This window comes from Mesorhizobium sp. WSM4809 (genome assembly GCF_055811655.1).
In genome coordinates, this window is sequence record NZ_JBVVQW010000025.1 from 21,854 (window position 1) to 37,832 (window position 15,979).

Here is a 15,979-nt window from a genome sequence, read left to right on the forward strand (position 1 = left end):
AGCCGCCTTTGCTCGAAACTTGATTCAACGAACCAGTTCATCGATCGAAGCGAAAGGACCACACCATGGCCACAGCAAGACTCCTGACCGATGCCGAAGTCGAAAAAATCCCGGCCGTGAAAGTCGTCTTCGACGACATCCGCGCGACGCGCAAATCTGATTTCGTCAACAATTTCTGGCGCGGGCTGGCCAATGATCCTCCGGCGCTGAAGCGGATCTGGGAACAGTTGAAGGTGGTGATGGTCGCCGACAGCGCCATCGATCCGCTGACCAAGGAGATGATCTACATTGCTGTCTCGACCGCCAATGGCTGCTCCTACTGCGTCCACTCGCACACGGCGGCGGCCCGCGCCAAAGGCATGACCGATGCGCAGCATGGCGAGCTGGTGTCGATCATCGGGCTGGCCGGCCAGACCAACCATCTGGTGACGGCGATGCAGATTCCGGTCGATCCGCAGTTCGAGGTGAAGTGAGGCCTCACACCGGCCGGTAAACCTTCTCCGCCGTGTTCCAGAAAATATCCGCCTCCGCCGCCGCACCATGCCTGGCCACCGCATCGCGGTGCGCCTTGATCAGCTCGGCGTGGCTGGTCCAAAGCTTCTCGATCGGAAAGTTCGAGCCGAACATCAGATGGTCGGCGCCCAATATGTCGATCGCATTGTCGACGATATACGCGATCAGAGCCGGGTCGTTGCGATGGACGAAGGTGCCGAGGCCGGAGAGCTTGGCGTAGAAGTTGGGGGCGGCTGCAAGCGTGCGCAGGCCTGCCTTCCAGGCTTCGGTGGTTTCCGGCTCCATGCCGGTCAGCATACCGGCATGGGTGAGGATGAAATTCGTCTCCGGGTTTTCGCCGACCAGCGTCAGGCCGTCCTTCATCTGAGCGGGGAAGAGCTGCAGGTCGAAGGAGAGGCCATAGTCCTTGAGCCGCACCACATTGGCGCGCACATTGGGGTCGATCACCTGGTCGGCGGAGGCGGCGAAGCGGAAGGCCGGGGTCTCGTGCCAGTGCAGTTGCATGCGCACGCCGCGCAGCAGCTTGTATTTCATCAAGCGATCGATCTGCGGCCTGATATCGTCGACGGTCATGTCGGTATAGCCGACGATGGCATGCGGCCAGCCGGTTTCGTCGGATGTCTTCTGCAGGAAGGCGACTTCCTTCTCGAAGTCCTCCTTGGCCCAGTTGGTCTGGACATAGACGGCCTTTTCGACGCCTGAATCCCTCTGGTCTTCGAGAAATTCCCCGATCGGGTAGTCGCGCCGGATCGGCTCGTAGGGACCGAAGATGCGCGGCACCATCGGCCCGACCAGCCAGGGCTGGTCCTTTTGGCGCCAGATGTGGAAATGCGCGTCGATGGCTTTCTGCATCACGAAACCCTCTTCCAGATTGTCGCCGCCGCTGAAGCAGGGCGGGCGAGCGACAGGATGAAATCGGTGAGGCTTTTCACCGACGAGCCATCGACGAGGTCGTCCAGGTCAGGCAGGATGGCACGAAGTGCAGCCGTTGCCGGCCGGAAGCGCGGGTCGCCGGCTAGCGGTGTGGCCAGCGACAGCCGGAAAGCGCGGGCGCTCAGCCGTCGCATGGCTGTCTCCAACTCGCCATGATCGCCGCGCTCCAGCGCGTCGGACAGGATCACGACCGTGGCACCGCGTGCAAACGACGAGAAGCGCGGCACCGAGAGGAAGGCGAGCAGCGTCGGTCCCATGCGGGTGCCGCCGTCCCAGTCGTCGACCTGGGCAGCGGCGCGCGCCAGCGCCTGGTCGCGGTCGCGGATGCGCAATGCCGTGGTGATGCGCGTCAGCCGCGTGCCGAAGGTGAAGATTTCGGCGCGGTCGGCACCTTGCACGGCGGCATGTGCCAGCTTGAGATAGTCCGCTGTGTGCAGCTTCATCGAGCCGGACACATCGATCAGCAGAAGCAGCTTGCGCGGCACAGTCTGGCGGCGGCGCAGCAGCGGCGAGGGGACGTCGCCATCGGCGCTGACTATTTCCCTCAGCGACCGGCGCAAATCGAGCTTGCCGCGCGAGTGGGTGCGTACGGTGCGGAAGGAGCGCCGGGCTGGTAAAGCGGTCGAGAGTTTGCGACGAAAGGCGGTCAGCCTGTCATCGTCGCGCTGGAAGTCGCGGGTACTCAACTGCTCCAGGGCCGAAGAGAGGTCGCCGCCCTCTTGGCTTTGTTCGGCCTCGAGCCGTTCGTCGTCGGCGCCGCCATCATCCTTGATGCGAGTTTCCTCGTCGGCGTCGCCTTCGACCACGGCGGACGTATTGCCATAAAAATGGCTCTGGAAATGCGCCTCGAATTCGTCGCGGCGGTCGGGCGGCGGCGCCAGCGTGGCAAGGGCGGCCTCGCGGATGTCTGCCATCGAGCGCGGCCCGAGCAACGTCACCGCCTGCATGAAACAGGAGACCTGCTCGGGGGCGATGGCGAAGCCATAGCGGCGCAGCAAGCGGCCGAAGCTGAGGAAGGGCGCAGCGGCGCGAGGCAAGCTTGTTTCCCGCATCATTGCGTGGCGCCCCCCTCTGTCCTGCCGGACATCTCCCCCTCAAGGGGGGAGATTGGCAGGTTCGACGCTTCGCTCTGTTCGGCGACGTGAGCGATTAGCGAAAGCGGGGATGACATCCGATCTCCCCCCTTGAGGGGGAGATGCCCGGCAGGGCAGAGGGGGGCGCTCTCCCGCCAGCATTGCAAAATGACCTCCCGCGTCACGCCAGCGCCTCCTCGACGATCCGGCCAAGCCCCGGTGCGATGTAGGAAAGGTCTTCCTCGTCCTTGATCAGCACGCCGATGGCGCGGCGAAAGGCTTCAGGCCACGGGCTGCCGCCTTTCTCCAAGATGGTCGCCGCATTGGCCCATTCGACGGCCTCGGCGATGCCGGGGGGCTTGGCCAGTGGGCGGGCGCGAATGGTCTGCACGGCCGCCGCCACGGCGCGCGCCGTTGCTTCAGCCACATTGCCGGCGCGCAGCATGATGATGGCGGCCTCGCGCTCGGCGTCGGGATAGCCGATCCAATGATAGACGCATCGGCGGCGCAGCGCTTCGGCGAGCTCGCGGGTGCGGTTCGAGGTCAGGATGACGATCGGCTGTGCGGCGGCGCGGATGGTGCCGCGCTCGGGAATGCTGATCTGGAAGTCGGAGAGGAATTCCAAGAGCAGCGCTTCGAATTCGTGGTCCGAACGGTCGATCTCGTCGACCAGCAGCACGCGCTGTTCGGGCGCCTTCAGCACCTGCAGCAGCGGTCGTGCGATCAGGAAACGGTCGTCGTAGATGTCGATCTCATGTTCGCCGGCATGGCGGATGGCAAGCAGTTGGCGCTGGTAGTTCCATTCGTAGAGCGCGTGCGCGGCGTCGATGCCTTCATAACATTGCAGCCGCACCAGATCGCGGCCGAGCAGCTCGGCGATCGCTTTGGCCGCTTCCGTCTTGCCGACGCCCGGCGCGCCTTCGAGCAGCAGCGGCTTGCCCAGCCGGATTGCCAGGAAGATGGCGGTCGAAAGGCTTTCATCGGCCAGATAGCGCGAGGCGGCCAGATGCTGCGCCACCGCCTCCGGCGAGGTCGCTGATGTCTCGGCGCTTGTCCCGGTCATTTCGGCCCTCAGTTCGCCGCTTGCGCCTTCAGCGCGCGCAGGATGCGCTCCGGCGTGATCGGCAGCGTGTCGATGCGCACGCCGACGGCGTCGAAGACGGCATTGGCGACCGCCGGGATCTGTGGGTTGGCGCACATTTCGCCCGGCCCTTTGGCGCCGTATGGTCCGTCCGCCGATGGCCGCTCCAGCACGATGATCTCGGTCTCGGCGAGGTCGCCGGGACCCGGCATCAGATACTGGTTGAAGTCGGTGCCGCCATGATCGCGGTTGGGATAATAGGGCTCGGTCGTCTCATAGAGCGCATGGCTGATGCCCATCCACGAACCGCCGACCAGCTGCTGTTCGACCATTTTCGGGTTCAGCGCGCGGCCGATCTCGAAGACGTTCTTCACCGTCAGTACGGTGACCTCGCCGGTTTCGTCGTCGACCTCGACCTCGGCCACGGTGCAGGCATGCGCGTAGCAGGTCGACGGCTTCATCGCGCCGGTTTCTTTCTCGGGATAGGAGCGCGGGATCAGGAACATGCCGCGGCCTGATATCGAGCGGCCGCGCTTGAAATGTGCCGACAGCGCGACATCGAAGATCGAGATCGATTTTTGCGGTGCGCCCTTGACCAGGATGTTGCCCTGGCCGTCGGTCTCGAGGTCGGATGCATTCACCTCCAACTCCTCGGCCGCCACTTCCAGCATCACCTGGCGGGCTTCCCTTGCCGCCTGGATGACGGCGTTGCCGGCGCGGTGCGTGCCGCGCGAGGCGAAGGTGCCCATGCAGTGCGGGCCGGTGTCGGTGTCGGCGGTGTCGACGACGACACGGTCGGTCGGCACGCCGATCGTCTCGGCGCAGATCTGCGCCATGATCTGCTTCATGCCCTGGCCGAGATCGACCGATGATAGCGTCAGCATGAAATTGCCGGTCGGCGTCGAATGCACCAGCGCCTGCGTCGGGTCGCCGCCGAGGTTCATGCCGGTGGGATAGTTGATCGCGGCAACGCCGCGTCCACGCCTGATCGCCATCTCAAGCTCCCTTCACGTAGGATGACATCGCCATGTATTTCTCCGCCACCGGCCAGTTGGCGGCGCGCGAGGCTTCCTGCATGCACTCGATCAGCGCCGCGCCCTCGGTCGGCTGGCGGTGCGCCTTCATGTCGCCGTCGCGATAGGCGTTGATGAAGCGGAATTCGAGCGGATCCATGCCGATCAGGCGCGCCAGCTTATCCATCTGCACCTCCAGCGCGAAGTCGCCGATGGTGACGCCGAAGCCGCGCATGGCGGAGGAGGGCGTGCGGTTGGTGTAGACGCAGTAGGTGTCGATCCAGACGTTCGGGATGGTGTAGGGGCCGGGATAGTGCCCCGCGCCCTTCTGCGCGCCATAGGGCGAGTGGCGCGAATAGGCGCCGGCATCGGTGTAGCCAGTGACCTTGCGCGCGACGATGCGGCCGTCCTTCATGACGCCGTCCTTGATGACGACCTTTTCAGCGGCGCGTGGCGACGAGATCTGCATCTCCTCCTCGCGGCTGTAGATAAAACAGACTGGTCGTCCTGTTAATTTTGCGCCGAGGATGGCGATCGGCTCGACGATGACGTCGACCTTGCCGCCAAAACCGCCGCCGACGGTGCCGCCGACGAAATGCAGTTTGCTGCCCGGCATCTGCAGGATGATCGAGGTGTTGTCGAGCGTGAAGAACATCGCCTGCGTGTTGGTGTAGCAGGTGAAGCGGTCATTGCCCTCGGGTGCCACCACGCAGCCGGTGGTCTCGGTCGGCGCATGTTCGATCGGCGAGGACTGGTAGCTCTCCTCCAATATGTGGTCGGCGCCGGCGAAGCCCGCCTCGACGTCGCCGAAGCGCACCTTGCGGCACTCGCCGCTGTCGTAGAGATAATAATTCTGGCCGTGATATTCGTTGACCAGCGGCGCGCCAGGCTTCAGCGCCTCTTCCATATCGAAGACGGCCGGCAGCACCTCATAGTCGACCTTGACCTTGGCTGCGGCCTCTTGGGCGGCCCGCTCGGTTTCGGCCAGCACCGCCACTACGGCCTCGCCCTTCCAGCGCACCTTGCCGTCGGCAAGCACCGTTTCGTCCTCCGGCCCGACCTGGATCAGGATCAGGATGGTGTAGACATTGTGCGGCACGTCCTTGGCGGTCAGAATTTTCACCACACCCGGATGCTTTTCCGCTTCCGACGTGTCGATCGAGCGGATGCGGGCATGGTGATGCGGGCTGCGCACCATCTTCAGGTGCAGCATGCCGGGGAAATTGCGGTCGGCGAAAAAGGCGGTCTTGCCGGTGACATGGCCGGGTGAATCGGAGCGCGGCCGAGGTTGGCCGATCTCGTGCAGATCATCCTTGCGGACATCGGCGAAGTAGCTCTTGCGCAGTTCCATTCTTTTGGACCCCTCAGGCCGCGTTCTGCTAATTGGCGCGGGCGGCGGTCAGCACCGCCTGGATGATCGGTTCGTAGCCGGTGCAACGGCAGATGTTGCCCGATAGCGCCTCGACCACCTCGTCGCGGCTGGGGTTGGGCGTGTGGTCGAGCAGCACCTTGGCCGCCATGATCATGCCCGGCGTGCAGAAGCCGCATTGCGTGGCGAAGGTGTCGAGGAAGGCGCGCTGCAGCGGGTGCAGCACGCCGCTTTCCGAAAGCCCTGAAGTCGTGCTGATGGCCGCCCCATTGCAGGTTTCGGCCAGCGTCAGACAGGAGAGCCTGAGTTCGCCGTCTATGATGACCGAACAGGCGCCGCAGGTGCCTTGATGGCAGCCGCCTTTCGGCGAGGTGTCGCCGATCTTGTCGCGCAGCGCCTGGAGCAGCGTCGTGCCGCTGTCGATGAATTCGGCCTTTTCCGAGCCGTTGAGCGTGAATTGAACCGGAACCTTTGCCATGTTTTCCTCCCAGCGCGCCTGCCCAACCAGCGGACAGACGCGCGCCCCCGAACGAATATTAAGCGAGCAGCAACCGGCCGAGATGAACCGGCAGGACTTCGGCGCGATACCAGGCGCTGGCGATCGGGTCGGTGATCGGCGAGATGCCATCGCCGGCCGCGGCCAAGGCCGGCGCGATGCCGTCAGCGGTCAGCGTTCGGCCGATCAGCGCTTTTTCCGCCGCCCTGGCGCGCATTGGCCGATCCGCCATGCAGCCGAGCGCGATCCGCGCCGAGGTCACGGTGCCATCCGGCGACAGTTCCAGAACAGCGGCTATGCTGAGCACAGAGACGCCCTTGGGCTTGACCCTCGACACTTTCAGGAAGCGGAAACTGTCGGTCTTCGGAAGCGTGAAGCTTACGGAAGTGACGACGGCGCGGCTGCCGTCCCGATTGGCCAGAAAAGTCTCGATCGGCGTTTGCCCGTCATCGGTGCCGACCGTCGCATCGAGCGCCAGCAGGGCAACGGCGAAATCGCCATAGGGGGCCGGGGCAAAAAGATTGCCGCCGATGGTCGCCATGTTGCGGATGGCCGGGCCGCCGACGGCGCGGGCGGCCTTGGCGAGCGTGCCGAGCTCCGGATGGCCGGCGATCGCCGCCATCGTCACCGAAGCGCCGATGCGGACTTTGCCGCCGGCAACAGCGATGGTGGACAAAGACGGCTCGGTCGACCTGACAAGGCCGGAAACCGAAACATCGCCTTCATTGGCCGCGCGGACGACCAGCGTGCCGCCGCCGAGATAGCGTGTGCCCTGGGCTTTCAGTGCCGCGTTCGCGTCTTTCACCGTTGCAAAGGTCTGCAGTGCCAGCGCCATGGTTTGGCTCCTGTCAGCTCTGGCCGGCGAAATGGCTTTTCAGGGCGTTGAAGCCGCCCTGAAAGACATTCGCGCCCATGCCCTCGGCCAGCTTGTCTGCCTCCTCGGGCGCGGCGTCGAAGCTGGCGGTCCATTCGGCGTAGGTGCGGTCGCCATCGGTCACACGCCGCAGCTGCAGGGTCGCCTTGTGATTGGTCAGCGGTTGCGGCGTCTCGAGGATGGAGTAGCTGACCAGGAAATTCTGATCGGAGAAGTCGAGCAACTTTTCGCGCAGGCGGGCGCCGCTGGCGAGCTGGAAATTGCGCACGCAGCCGATCATGGTGGCATCCTTGCCGTCTTCAATGTGGCTCTCCACCATGCGCGGATGCCAGCCCGGCAGCCCGTTGAAGTCGCGTATGCGCGCCCAGACCTTTTCGACCGGCGCGTCGATGACGCTGGATATGGTGACTTTGGCCATTCAAATGTTCCCTTGCAAAAACGATCCGGTGCAAGGGTAGGGCGGCCATTTCAGCGACGCTTATCAATGCGTCTTGAGCGTGTATCAAGGAGTCTGAAAAACAGTCGACCTTGACTAAACGAGGACAGGCTCAGGCAATCGCCCGCGCGGCCTCGCGGTAGAGCGTCGGCGGCACGCCGACATGGTCGCGGAAAAAACGCGAGAAATTGCCCTGCGTGGTGAAGCCGAGATTGCAGGCGACCGAGATCAGCGGCTCCCGCGACCATTGCAGCTGCCGCACCGCTTCCTCCATGCGCAGCGTGTTCCAGTAGACATTGGGCGTCAGATTGGTCTGTTCCTTGAACAAAGCGAAGAAATGCGGTCGCGACAGGCCGACGCTGCGCGCCACGTCGTCGAAGCAGATGCGCTCGCAGACATTGGCCTTCATCAGCTGGATTGCCTTGCGGACACGGAAATCCTGCATGGTGTTGATGCGGACACGGGCCTCCTGCGGCGCCGAGGCGTCGGCGGCGTCGAGCACGCTATCGATGAAACGCTCGATCTCGTAGTTGGCGATATCGTCGACGCTCTCATTGTCGCTGAGGTGGTCGAGCAGATTGGCGGCGGCCTGATGCAGCCACGGTTCCAGCGTGATCGCGGCTTGTGAAAACAGCGGTGCCGACGAAGGCAGGTCGCGGCGGCGCCGCGCCCAGTCGGGATCGATGTAGAAGGCTAGAAACAGACCGGGCGTCCCGTTTTGCGACAGAACATGGCTGTGCGGCTGGAAGGAGTTGATGCCGGCGGCCGTTCCAGGTCCAAGCCGGACGGTCTCGCGGCCGATGGTCATTTCGCCGGCCGTACCTTCCAGCCAGATGATCAGATGGGCCTCGACATGGGCATGGGTGACGAAGTCGCTTGCGACATTCAGGATAGATACATGTCCGAACCGGCCCCAGTAGAGCCTGATCGCTTCCGTCATGGGTATATCCTCCCGCAGACGACTGGCCTCCCTTCGTCTGCAACAGGGATTGTGCGGCTGAGTTCGGGGCCGCGTCAAGACGCGCGGGGGCGGCGAGGGCGAATGACGGCCGATGCGGCAGGATTTTCAGACTGAGCGATAGGTTTCCTCTCCTCCCACAAGGGAAGAACGCCCCTCAAACCGAAGCCGTCATGCCGCCATCGACATACAGTGTATGGCCGTTGACGAAAGACGATGCGTCGGACGCAAGGAACACGGCGGCGCCGATCAGCTCGTCGACAGCGCCCCAGCGTCCGGCGGGCGTGCGCTTTTCCAGCCAGGCGGAAAATTCCGGATTGTCGACCAGCGCCTGGTTCATCTCGGTGCGGAAATAGCCGGGCGCGATCGCATTGATCTGCAGGCCGTGTTTGGCCCAGTCGGCGCACATACCCCTTGTCAGGTTGCGGATCGCGCCCTTGGTCGCGGTGTATGGTGCGATGTTCGGCCTTGCCAGTTCGCTCTGCACCGAGCCGATGTTGATGATCTTGCCCTTGCCGCGCGGGATCATGTGGCGGGCGACCGCCTTGCCGACATGGAAGGCGCCCGACACATTGGTCTTGAACAGGCGCTCCCATTGCTCCTCGGGAAAGTCCTCGAGCGGGGCGCGGAACTGCACGCCGGCATTGTTGATGAGGATGTCGATGGCGCCGATCTCGGCCTCGATGCGGGCAATGTCCTCGTTGACCGCCTGAAAATCGGTGACGTCGAAGGTCGAGGCGTGCACCTTGAAGCCGGCATTGCGCAGCTTTTCGACGGCACCGCCGATCCTGGCGGCGTCGCGGCCGTTCAGCACCACGCTTGCCCCATGTTCAGCCATGCCCCGAGCCAGCGCGAAGCCGATGCCCTGGCCGGAGCCAGTCACCAGCGCCAGCCGCCCCTCGAGGCTGAACAGGGAGTTGGCCATCAAACCGTCTTTTGTTTGACCATGATCTCCGGACAAACGGTTCCGTTTGTCCGAGAAAACCGGTTTCCACTTTTCGGGATCATGGTTCTAGTCACTGCGGCGGAAATTGCGGATGCGGTCGAACAGCACCGCCAGCAGAATGGCGCCGCCGATGAACACGCCTTGCCAGAAGGCATTGATGCCGAGCAGGCCGAGACTGTTGCGGATCACCTCGATCAGGGCCGCACCGACGATGGCGCCAAAGGCGGTGCCGACGCCGCCAGCCAGATTGGCGCCGCCGATGACGGTTGCGGCGATTACCTGCAGCTCCATGCCGGTGCCGAGATTGGTGGTGACGGCGCCCAGCCAGCCGGTCTGGATGATGCCGGCAATGCCGGCGGACAGCGCCGAGATCATGTAGACGGCAACCTTGATCTGGCGCACCGGAACGCCGGTCAGCGTTGCCGCGTGCTCGTTGCCGCCAATGGCGAAGATGTGGCGGCCGAACTTCGTCCAGCGCAGGATGAAGCCGGTGATCAGCGCCAGAAGGATCATGTAAAGCACTGGATTGGCGATGCCGAACACCCAGGCGCCGCCGCCCAATGACAGAAGCTTGGCGTGGTCCGGCCCGAACTGGAAGACGACGGTGTTGTTGGAGGCGACCATGGCGAGGCTGCGGGCGATCGACAACATGCCGAGCGTCACCACAAAGGGTGGAAAGCCGAGATAGGCGATCAGCACGCCGTTAAAGGCGCCAATGGCGAGCGCGGTGGCAATGGAGGCCAGGATGCCGACCTCGATCGAGTAGCCGGCATGCATGGTGACGGCCAGCACCATTGACGACAGGCATAGTACCGAGCCAACCGACAGGTCGATGCCGCCGGTGATGATGACGAAGGTCATGCCGAGCGCGATGATGGCGACGAAGGTGATGTTGCGGGTGATGTTGTAGAGGTTCTTCGAGGTGGCGAAGGCGTCGGTGGCAAACGACAGGAACACGCAGGCGAGGATAACGGCGATCACCACCCAGAAGGTCTGGCTGGCAAACACTCTCGCGGCCAAGGATTGCTGCTTGTGTTCGATCGGCTGGTCAATTGTCAGTGCCATCGTCGACCTTCATCTGCTGTGCGTGGTGAAATTCGCTGAAATCAAACCTGTTCGATGGCGCCGGTGATCAGCCCGGTGACTTCCTCGGGCGAGCTCGACGCAATCGTCTTGTCGGCGACCTTGCGGCCGCGCCGCATGACGATGACGCGGTCGGCGACGGTGAAGACGTCAGGCATTCGGTGGCTGATCAGCACGACGGCGATGCCCTGATCGCGCAAATGGCGGATCAGGTTCAGCACTTCGGCGACCTGGCGCACTGAGATCGCCGCCGTCGGTTCGTCCATCAGCACGATCTTGGCCTGCGACAGCATGGTGCGGGCGATGGCAACCGCCTGGCGCTGGCCACCCGACATCTGCTTGACGAGATCGCGCGGACGGGTTTCGGACTTCAATTCGGCGAAGAGCTGGCCGGCGCGCTTGTACATCGAGGCATAGTCGAGGATGCGGAACGGCCCGACGCCGCGCCGCAGCTCGCGGCCGAGATAGACATTGGCGGCGGCGGTCAGATTGTTGCAAAGCGCAAGGTCCTGGTGGACGATCTCGATGCCGTGCTGGCGGGCTTCCGCCGGCTTGTGCAGGATCAATTCCTTGCCGTCCATGTGCATGGTGCCATGGCTCGGGCGGAAATTGCCGGCGATCATCTTGACCAGCGTCGACTTGCCGGCGCCGTTGTCGCCCATGAGGCCGACCACCTGTCCGGGCTCGATCGACAGCGAAACGTCGTTGACAGCCTGGATGGCGCCGAAATGCCTTGAGATGTTGGTGAGTTCGAGAACCGCCACCAGCCTTTGCCTCCCCTTGATTGCGACCTGCTGCTGTTCCCGGCATGGATGCCGACGCTGCTTAGGCCTCGCTCTCCCCGGCTCCTCCCGAAGTCGGCGTTAGCGTTCTTTTACGCAAAAGCCGGCGCACGTCAATCAATTGTCGGACGAATTGGGCCAGGACTATTTTAAAAATCCGTTTTGTAGGACAAATAGCATTGACGTTGGCGCCAAGCCGATATTAGCTAAGCGTCGGAGGAGATTATGTCGATCCCCGCTGGCGGTTCGCCGGCCGGAATCGGCGGAGGTTTGACGGCCCAGCATCCGGCGGCACCTGTGTGTGAGCTGATCTGAAGCCGAATCTGGAAATGCTTATCGATCTGTCCTGGCGACACGAGCGCTCGAAACGACCCTCGGTCATCACGCATCCGGTCGATCTGTATGGCGGGCACGCCGTGTCCGTTTGTTTCAAGGGAGGACTGACATGAGGAAGACACTTTTGCTCGCCGCCGTCGCCGCAATGGCGTTGGGTGCCGGGCCGGCTTTGGCCAAGAAACAGCTCGTCATTGTCGTGAAAGGTCTCGACAATCCGTTCTTCGAGGCCATCCACCAGGGCTGCGAGAAATGGAACAAGGAAAACGCCAGCTCGGAGTATGAATGCTTCTACACCGGTCCGGCGTCGACTTCGGACGAGGCCGGCGAGGCGCAGATCGTCCAGGACATGCTGAGCAAGGCCGACACGGTGGCGATGGCCATCTCGCCGTCCAATGCGCCGCTGATCGCGCAGACGATCAAGAGCGCCAATCCGACGATCCCGATCATGACGGTCGATGCCGATCTCAGCAAGGAAGACGCAGGTCTTCGCAAGACCTATCTCGGTACCGACAATTACCTGATGGGCAAGAAGATCGGCGAGTACATCAAGAAGGGCAAGCCGAATGGTGGCACGATCTGCACCATCGAAGGCAACCCGGCAGCCGACAACATCCTGCGCCGTGCGCAAGGCATGCGTGACGCACTGTCGGGCAAGGAAGGCCTTGCCGCACTTGCCGGTGAAGGTGGCTGGACCGAAGTCGCCGGCTGCCCGGTGTTCACCAATGACGACGGCGCCAAGGGCGTACAAGCGATGACCGACATCCTCGCCGCCAACCCCAAGCTGGACGCCTTCGGCATCATGGGCGGCTGGCCGCTGTTCGGCGCGCCGCAGCCCTATCGCGATCTGTTCGGGCCGCTCAAGGACCGGATCGCCAGCAACGACTTCGTCATCGGCGCCGCCGACACGATCGGCGACGAAGTGGCGATCGCTCGTGACGGCCTCGTGACGGCTCTGGTCGGTCAGCGGCCGTTCGAAATGGGTTACAAGGCACCGTCGGTGATGATCGACCTGATCGAAGGCAAGGCAGTCGCCGATCCGGTGTTCACCGGCCTCGACGAGTGCACCAAGGATACGGTCGACACCTGCATCCAGAAGTAGGTTCTCGATTTCGGGGCGCCCGGTTGCGGGCGCCCCGTCATTCCTGAACGGAAGCGATAATTCCCGAACGGACGCAATGGTTGGGGCAACCGGCTCCGGCTTTGCCGTGCCCGTGATCTGGATTTTTCGGCAACGAGATCGGCGCCCGTGCGGTTCGGCTCAATCCGGACGACAGACGGTCGACGCATTGGAACGTGGATGCCGGACGAGAAGTCAAGCAAGCAAACCGACCGGGCCAAGGCACAAGCCAGCCACGGCCCGGCTGTCATGCGCAAGGCCGGTGCCGCGCATTTTGCGGGAGCGAGCGTCCATGTCTCGCTGGCCGGCGAGATTGGCCTGCGGATCGTGCGTGGCGACTATCCGCCCGGCACCATCCTGCCCAACGAGTCCAGATGGGCCGAGATCTTCAATGTCAGCCGTTCGGCGGTGCGCGAAGCCATCAAGATGCTGATGGCGAAAAGCCTGCTGGCCTCACGCCCCAAGATCGGCAGCTGGGTCGAGCCGAAGGAGCGCTGGAACCTGCTCGATCGCGACGTGCTGGCCTGGTACGCGACGGCGCCCGACCGCGAGGCGTTCCTGCGAACCGTGCAGGAGTTTCGTCATATCATCGAACCGGAAGCGTCGGCCTTTGCCGCCATACGGCGCAGCGACGAGCAAATGGCGGAAATCAGCCAGGCCTGCCGCGAGATGGGCGAGGCCTTGAGCCTGCAGGAGCGTATCCGCGCCGATACGCGCTTTCATCTGGCCATCCTGCGCGCCTCCGGCAACGACCTCCTGGTGCCGCTCGGCGTGCTGATCGAGTCGGCCCTCGACCATCTCTTCGCATTCACGACACAGCAGGTCGCCGATCAGCGCCAGGCGCAGAAGCTGCATGAGGCGATCGAAAAGAACATCCGCCTGCAGCGCCCAGCCGCCGCGCGCAACGCCGTGCACAAGCTGCTTGCAGATACCGACGATGGGATAGGGCGGTGGAGGCGGTGACCGGCGCCAGGGTTGGGTAATCGGTCAAATGGTCTGCTTCTTGCCATCCTTCATCGGCATCAGGTCGACACCGTTCACCCCAGCGATATGCGTAGCCAGCATCGGCACGAATTGCTCGGCCGGCCCGGTTGCATGGGCACCGGCGAAGGAGTTCTTGGTGGCGTTGCCGAGCGGATTGGCAATACCGGCCGCACCCGCCATCGATTCCAGATAGGTCAGGTCCTTGAAGGCATTGGCGATGGTGAATTTGTGCGCGTCGCGGTCACCTTCCAGCGTCCAGCGCATGAAGGTCTGGTAGAAGCCGCAATCCATGCGGCCATTGCGAATGACGCTGTCGAAGCGCGGCGGCGAGATGCCGACCTTCTCAGCCAGCGCCAGCGCCTCGGAATAGATCGCGGCGTAGCCGAGCGAGATGAAATTGTTGAGCAGCTTCATGCGATGGCCGTCGCCGGTGTCGCCGATATGGACGATGCGGCCGGCCCAGGTTTCGATCACCGGCTTCACCCTGGCAAAGAGGGCGTCCGGCGCGCCGACCATGGCGTCGAGCGTGCCTTCCCAGGCTTCCTTCGGCGTGCGGCTGAGCGGCGCGTCGACAAAATCGATTCCGAGCGCCTTGAGTTCCGCTGCCAGCGCCACCGTCGAGACCGGATCGGAGGTCGAGCAGTCGACGACGACCGAGCCCTTTTTCAAGCCCTCCTTGAGGCCGCCGGGGCCGCGAATGATGGCTTCGACCTCGCGCGAACCGGTGACGCAGATGAAGACGATATCAGTTGCCGCCGCCACATCGCGCGAGGTCGATGCTTCCGTGGCGCCGCGGCCAAGCAGGTCTTCCGCCGGTTTGCGGTTGTTGCGGCCGAGGAAGGTCAGGCTGTAGCCCTTGTCGACGATGTTCTTGGCGATCCCGTGGCCCATAAGGCCAAGCCCGATGAAGCCGATCTTTTCGCTCGCGGCAGTCGTGTTCATGTCTTCAAGTCCTGTTGCAATGATTGATGTCAGGCGCTGCCGTTTTGCAGGCGAGGTGGTTGCGGATGGCGATATTGTCTGACAATACACATAAATTCCTGAGGATGTGGAGAGCAAAATGACGAAGCGGATCATGTTCACCGGCGGCAGCGGCAAGGCCGGACGCCATGTCGTCCAATATCTGGTCGAGCAAGGCTGCCAGGTGCTCAACATCGACACCAAGCCGCTCGACAATCCCAAGGTGCGCACGCTGATCACCGACATCACCGACAGCGGGCAGGTGTTCAACGCACTGTCGAGCTATATGGGCCTGCATGAATTCGACCCCTCGCTGCGCCCGCAGCCGGTCGATGCGGTGGTGCATTTCGCTGCCATCCCGCGCATCATGATCACCACCGACAACGAGGTGTTTCGCATCAATGCGCTCGGCACCTACAATGTCATCGAGGCGGCGGTGAAGCTCGGTATCCGCAAAATTATCATCGCCTCCAGCGAGACGACCTATGGGCTTGTGTTCGCCAACGAGCCGCGCGATCCCAAATATTTCCCGCTCGACGAGGAGTATGATGTCGATCCGATGGACAGCTATGCTTTGTCCAAGGTCGTCAACGAGAAAACGGCGCGGGCCTTTGCGCAACGCAACGGCACCGACATCTACGCCCTGCGCATCGGCAACGTCATCGAGCCGCACGAATATTCGCTGTTTCCGAAATGGTTCGCCGATCCGGGTTTCCGCAAGCGCATCGCCTGGAGCTATGTCGACGCGCGCGACCTTGGCCAGATCACGCTGCGCGCCATCGAGAAGGACGGCCTCGGCTATCAGGTGTTCAATGCCGCCAATGACGACACCTCGTCCGACCTGCCGACTGCCGAACTCCTGAAGCGGTTCTACCCCGGCGTGACGGTCAAGGCCGAACTCGGCGAATACGAGACGCTGCTGTCGAACCGCAAGGCGCGTGACGTTCTGGGCTTCCGCCCGGAGCATAGTTGGCGCAAATACGTCAACCAGTCCTAGGCATGTCGACATTCAGGTGATGCCGGCC

At 63.3% G+C, this 15,979-nt stretch carries 17 protein-coding genes; 4 read left to right on the top strand and 13 right to left on the bottom strand.

Annotated features, from left to right (window positions below):
• The first annotated feature begins 65 nt into the window (after positions 1-65).
• Entirely contained in the window at positions 66-473 is a 408-nt protein-coding gene (locus tag AC0L24_RS31440) for a carboxymuconolactone decarboxylase family protein (RefSeq protein WP_127809928.1), read from the top strand.
• A gap of 4 nt (positions 474-477) precedes the next feature.
• Here AC0L24_RS31440 and AC0L24_RS31445 read toward each other — a convergent pair whose 3' ends face one another.
• The 12 genes from AC0L24_RS31445 to AC0L24_RS31500 all read right to left on the bottom strand — a co-directional run bounded on the left by AC0L24_RS31445 (position 478) and on the right by AC0L24_RS31500 (position 11,539).
• Positions 478-1,365 (bottom strand): amidohydrolase family protein, encoded by an 888-nt coding sequence (locus tag AC0L24_RS31445; RefSeq protein WP_473564785.1) that lies wholly within the window; start codon positions 1,363-1,365, stop codon positions 478-480.
• Positions 1,365-2,501 (bottom strand): vWA domain-containing protein, encoded by a 1,137-nt coding sequence (locus AC0L24_RS31450; protein ID WP_292561921.1) that lies wholly within the window; start codon positions 2,499-2,501, stop codon positions 1,365-1,367. The genes AC0L24_RS31445 and AC0L24_RS31450 overlap by 1 nt, the downstream gene beginning before the upstream one ends.
• Positions 2,502-2,700: 199 nt before the next feature.
• A complete protein-coding gene (locus tag AC0L24_RS31455) occupies positions 2,701-3,582 on the bottom strand; it encodes an AAA family ATPase (protein WP_128364994.1) in 882 nt (293 codons plus the stop codon).
• An 8-nt stretch (positions 3,583-3,590) separates the two neighbouring features.
• Positions 3,591-4,595, bottom strand: coding sequence for a xanthine dehydrogenase family protein molybdopterin-binding subunit (locus tag AC0L24_RS31460; protein WP_127809932.1), 1,005 nt, complete (start codon positions 4,593-4,595; stop codon positions 3,591-3,593).
• A 1-nt stretch (position 4,596) separates the two neighbouring features.
• Positions 4,597-5,964, bottom strand: coding sequence for a xanthine dehydrogenase family protein molybdopterin-binding subunit (locus tag AC0L24_RS31465; protein WP_127255455.1), 1,368 nt, complete (start codon positions 5,962-5,964; stop codon positions 4,597-4,599).
• A gap of 28 nt (positions 5,965-5,992) precedes the next feature.
• Positions 5,993-6,460: a (2Fe-2S)-binding protein gene (locus tag AC0L24_RS31470; RefSeq protein ID WP_127809933.1), complete on the bottom strand. Its 468-nt coding sequence runs from the start codon at positions 6,458-6,460 to the stop codon at positions 5,993-5,995.
• A 58-nt stretch (positions 6,461-6,518) separates the two neighbouring features.
• The gene (locus AC0L24_RS31475; RefSeq protein ID WP_127809934.1) at positions 6,519-7,313 is read right to left on the bottom strand and encodes an FAD binding domain-containing protein; all 795 of its coding nucleotides are present in this window, start codon (positions 7,311-7,313) and stop codon (positions 6,519-6,521) included.
• A 13-nt stretch (positions 7,314-7,326) separates the two neighbouring features.
• A complete protein-coding gene (locus AC0L24_RS31480; protein WP_127266792.1) occupies positions 7,327-7,770 on the bottom strand; it encodes an SRPBCC family protein in 444 nt (147 codons plus the stop codon).
• Between the two features lie 130 nt (positions 7,771-7,900).
• Complete coding sequence (locus tag AC0L24_RS31485) at positions 7,901-8,728, bottom strand: AraC family transcriptional regulator (protein WP_127266791.1); 828 nt, start codon at positions 8,726-8,728, stop codon at positions 7,901-7,903.
• A gap of 175 nt (positions 8,729-8,903) precedes the next feature.
• Positions 8,904-9,671: an SDR family oxidoreductase gene (locus tag AC0L24_RS31490; protein WP_127809935.1), complete on the bottom strand. Its 768-nt coding sequence runs from the start codon at positions 9,669-9,671 to the stop codon at positions 8,904-8,906.
• An 87-nt stretch (positions 9,672-9,758) separates the two neighbouring features.
• Positions 9,759-10,757, bottom strand: coding sequence for an ABC transporter permease (locus AC0L24_RS31495; protein ID WP_127266789.1), 999 nt, complete (start codon positions 10,755-10,757; stop codon positions 9,759-9,761).
• A gap of 41 nt (positions 10,758-10,798) precedes the next feature.
• A complete protein-coding gene (locus tag AC0L24_RS31500) occupies positions 10,799-11,539 on the bottom strand; it encodes an ATP-binding cassette domain-containing protein (protein ID WP_013530854.1) in 741 nt (246 codons plus the stop codon).
• 463 nt (positions 11,540-12,002) lie between these two features.
• Between AC0L24_RS31500 and AC0L24_RS31505 the strand changes: the two genes are divergently transcribed.
• Complete coding sequence (locus AC0L24_RS31505) at positions 12,003-12,992, top strand: sugar-binding protein (protein WP_127396614.1); 990 nt, start codon at positions 12,003-12,005, stop codon at positions 12,990-12,992.
• A 198-nt stretch (positions 12,993-13,190) separates the two neighbouring features.
• A complete protein-coding gene (locus AC0L24_RS31510) occupies positions 13,191-13,973 on the top strand; it encodes a FadR/GntR family transcriptional regulator (RefSeq protein WP_127396613.1) in 783 nt (260 codons plus the stop codon).
• A 24-nt stretch (positions 13,974-13,997) separates the two neighbouring features.
• Here AC0L24_RS31510 and AC0L24_RS31515 read toward each other — a convergent pair whose 3' ends face one another.
• Complete coding sequence (locus AC0L24_RS31515; RefSeq protein WP_473564786.1) at positions 13,998-14,936, bottom strand: NAD(P)-dependent oxidoreductase; 939 nt, start codon at positions 14,934-14,936, stop codon at positions 13,998-14,000.
• Between the two features lie 118 nt (positions 14,937-15,054).
• Between AC0L24_RS31515 and AC0L24_RS31520 the strand changes: the two genes are divergently transcribed.
• Positions 15,055-15,951, top strand: coding sequence for an NAD-dependent epimerase/dehydratase family protein (locus AC0L24_RS31520; protein WP_473564788.1), 897 nt, complete (start codon positions 15,055-15,057; stop codon positions 15,949-15,951).
• Positions 15,952-15,979 lie beyond the last annotated feature (28 nt).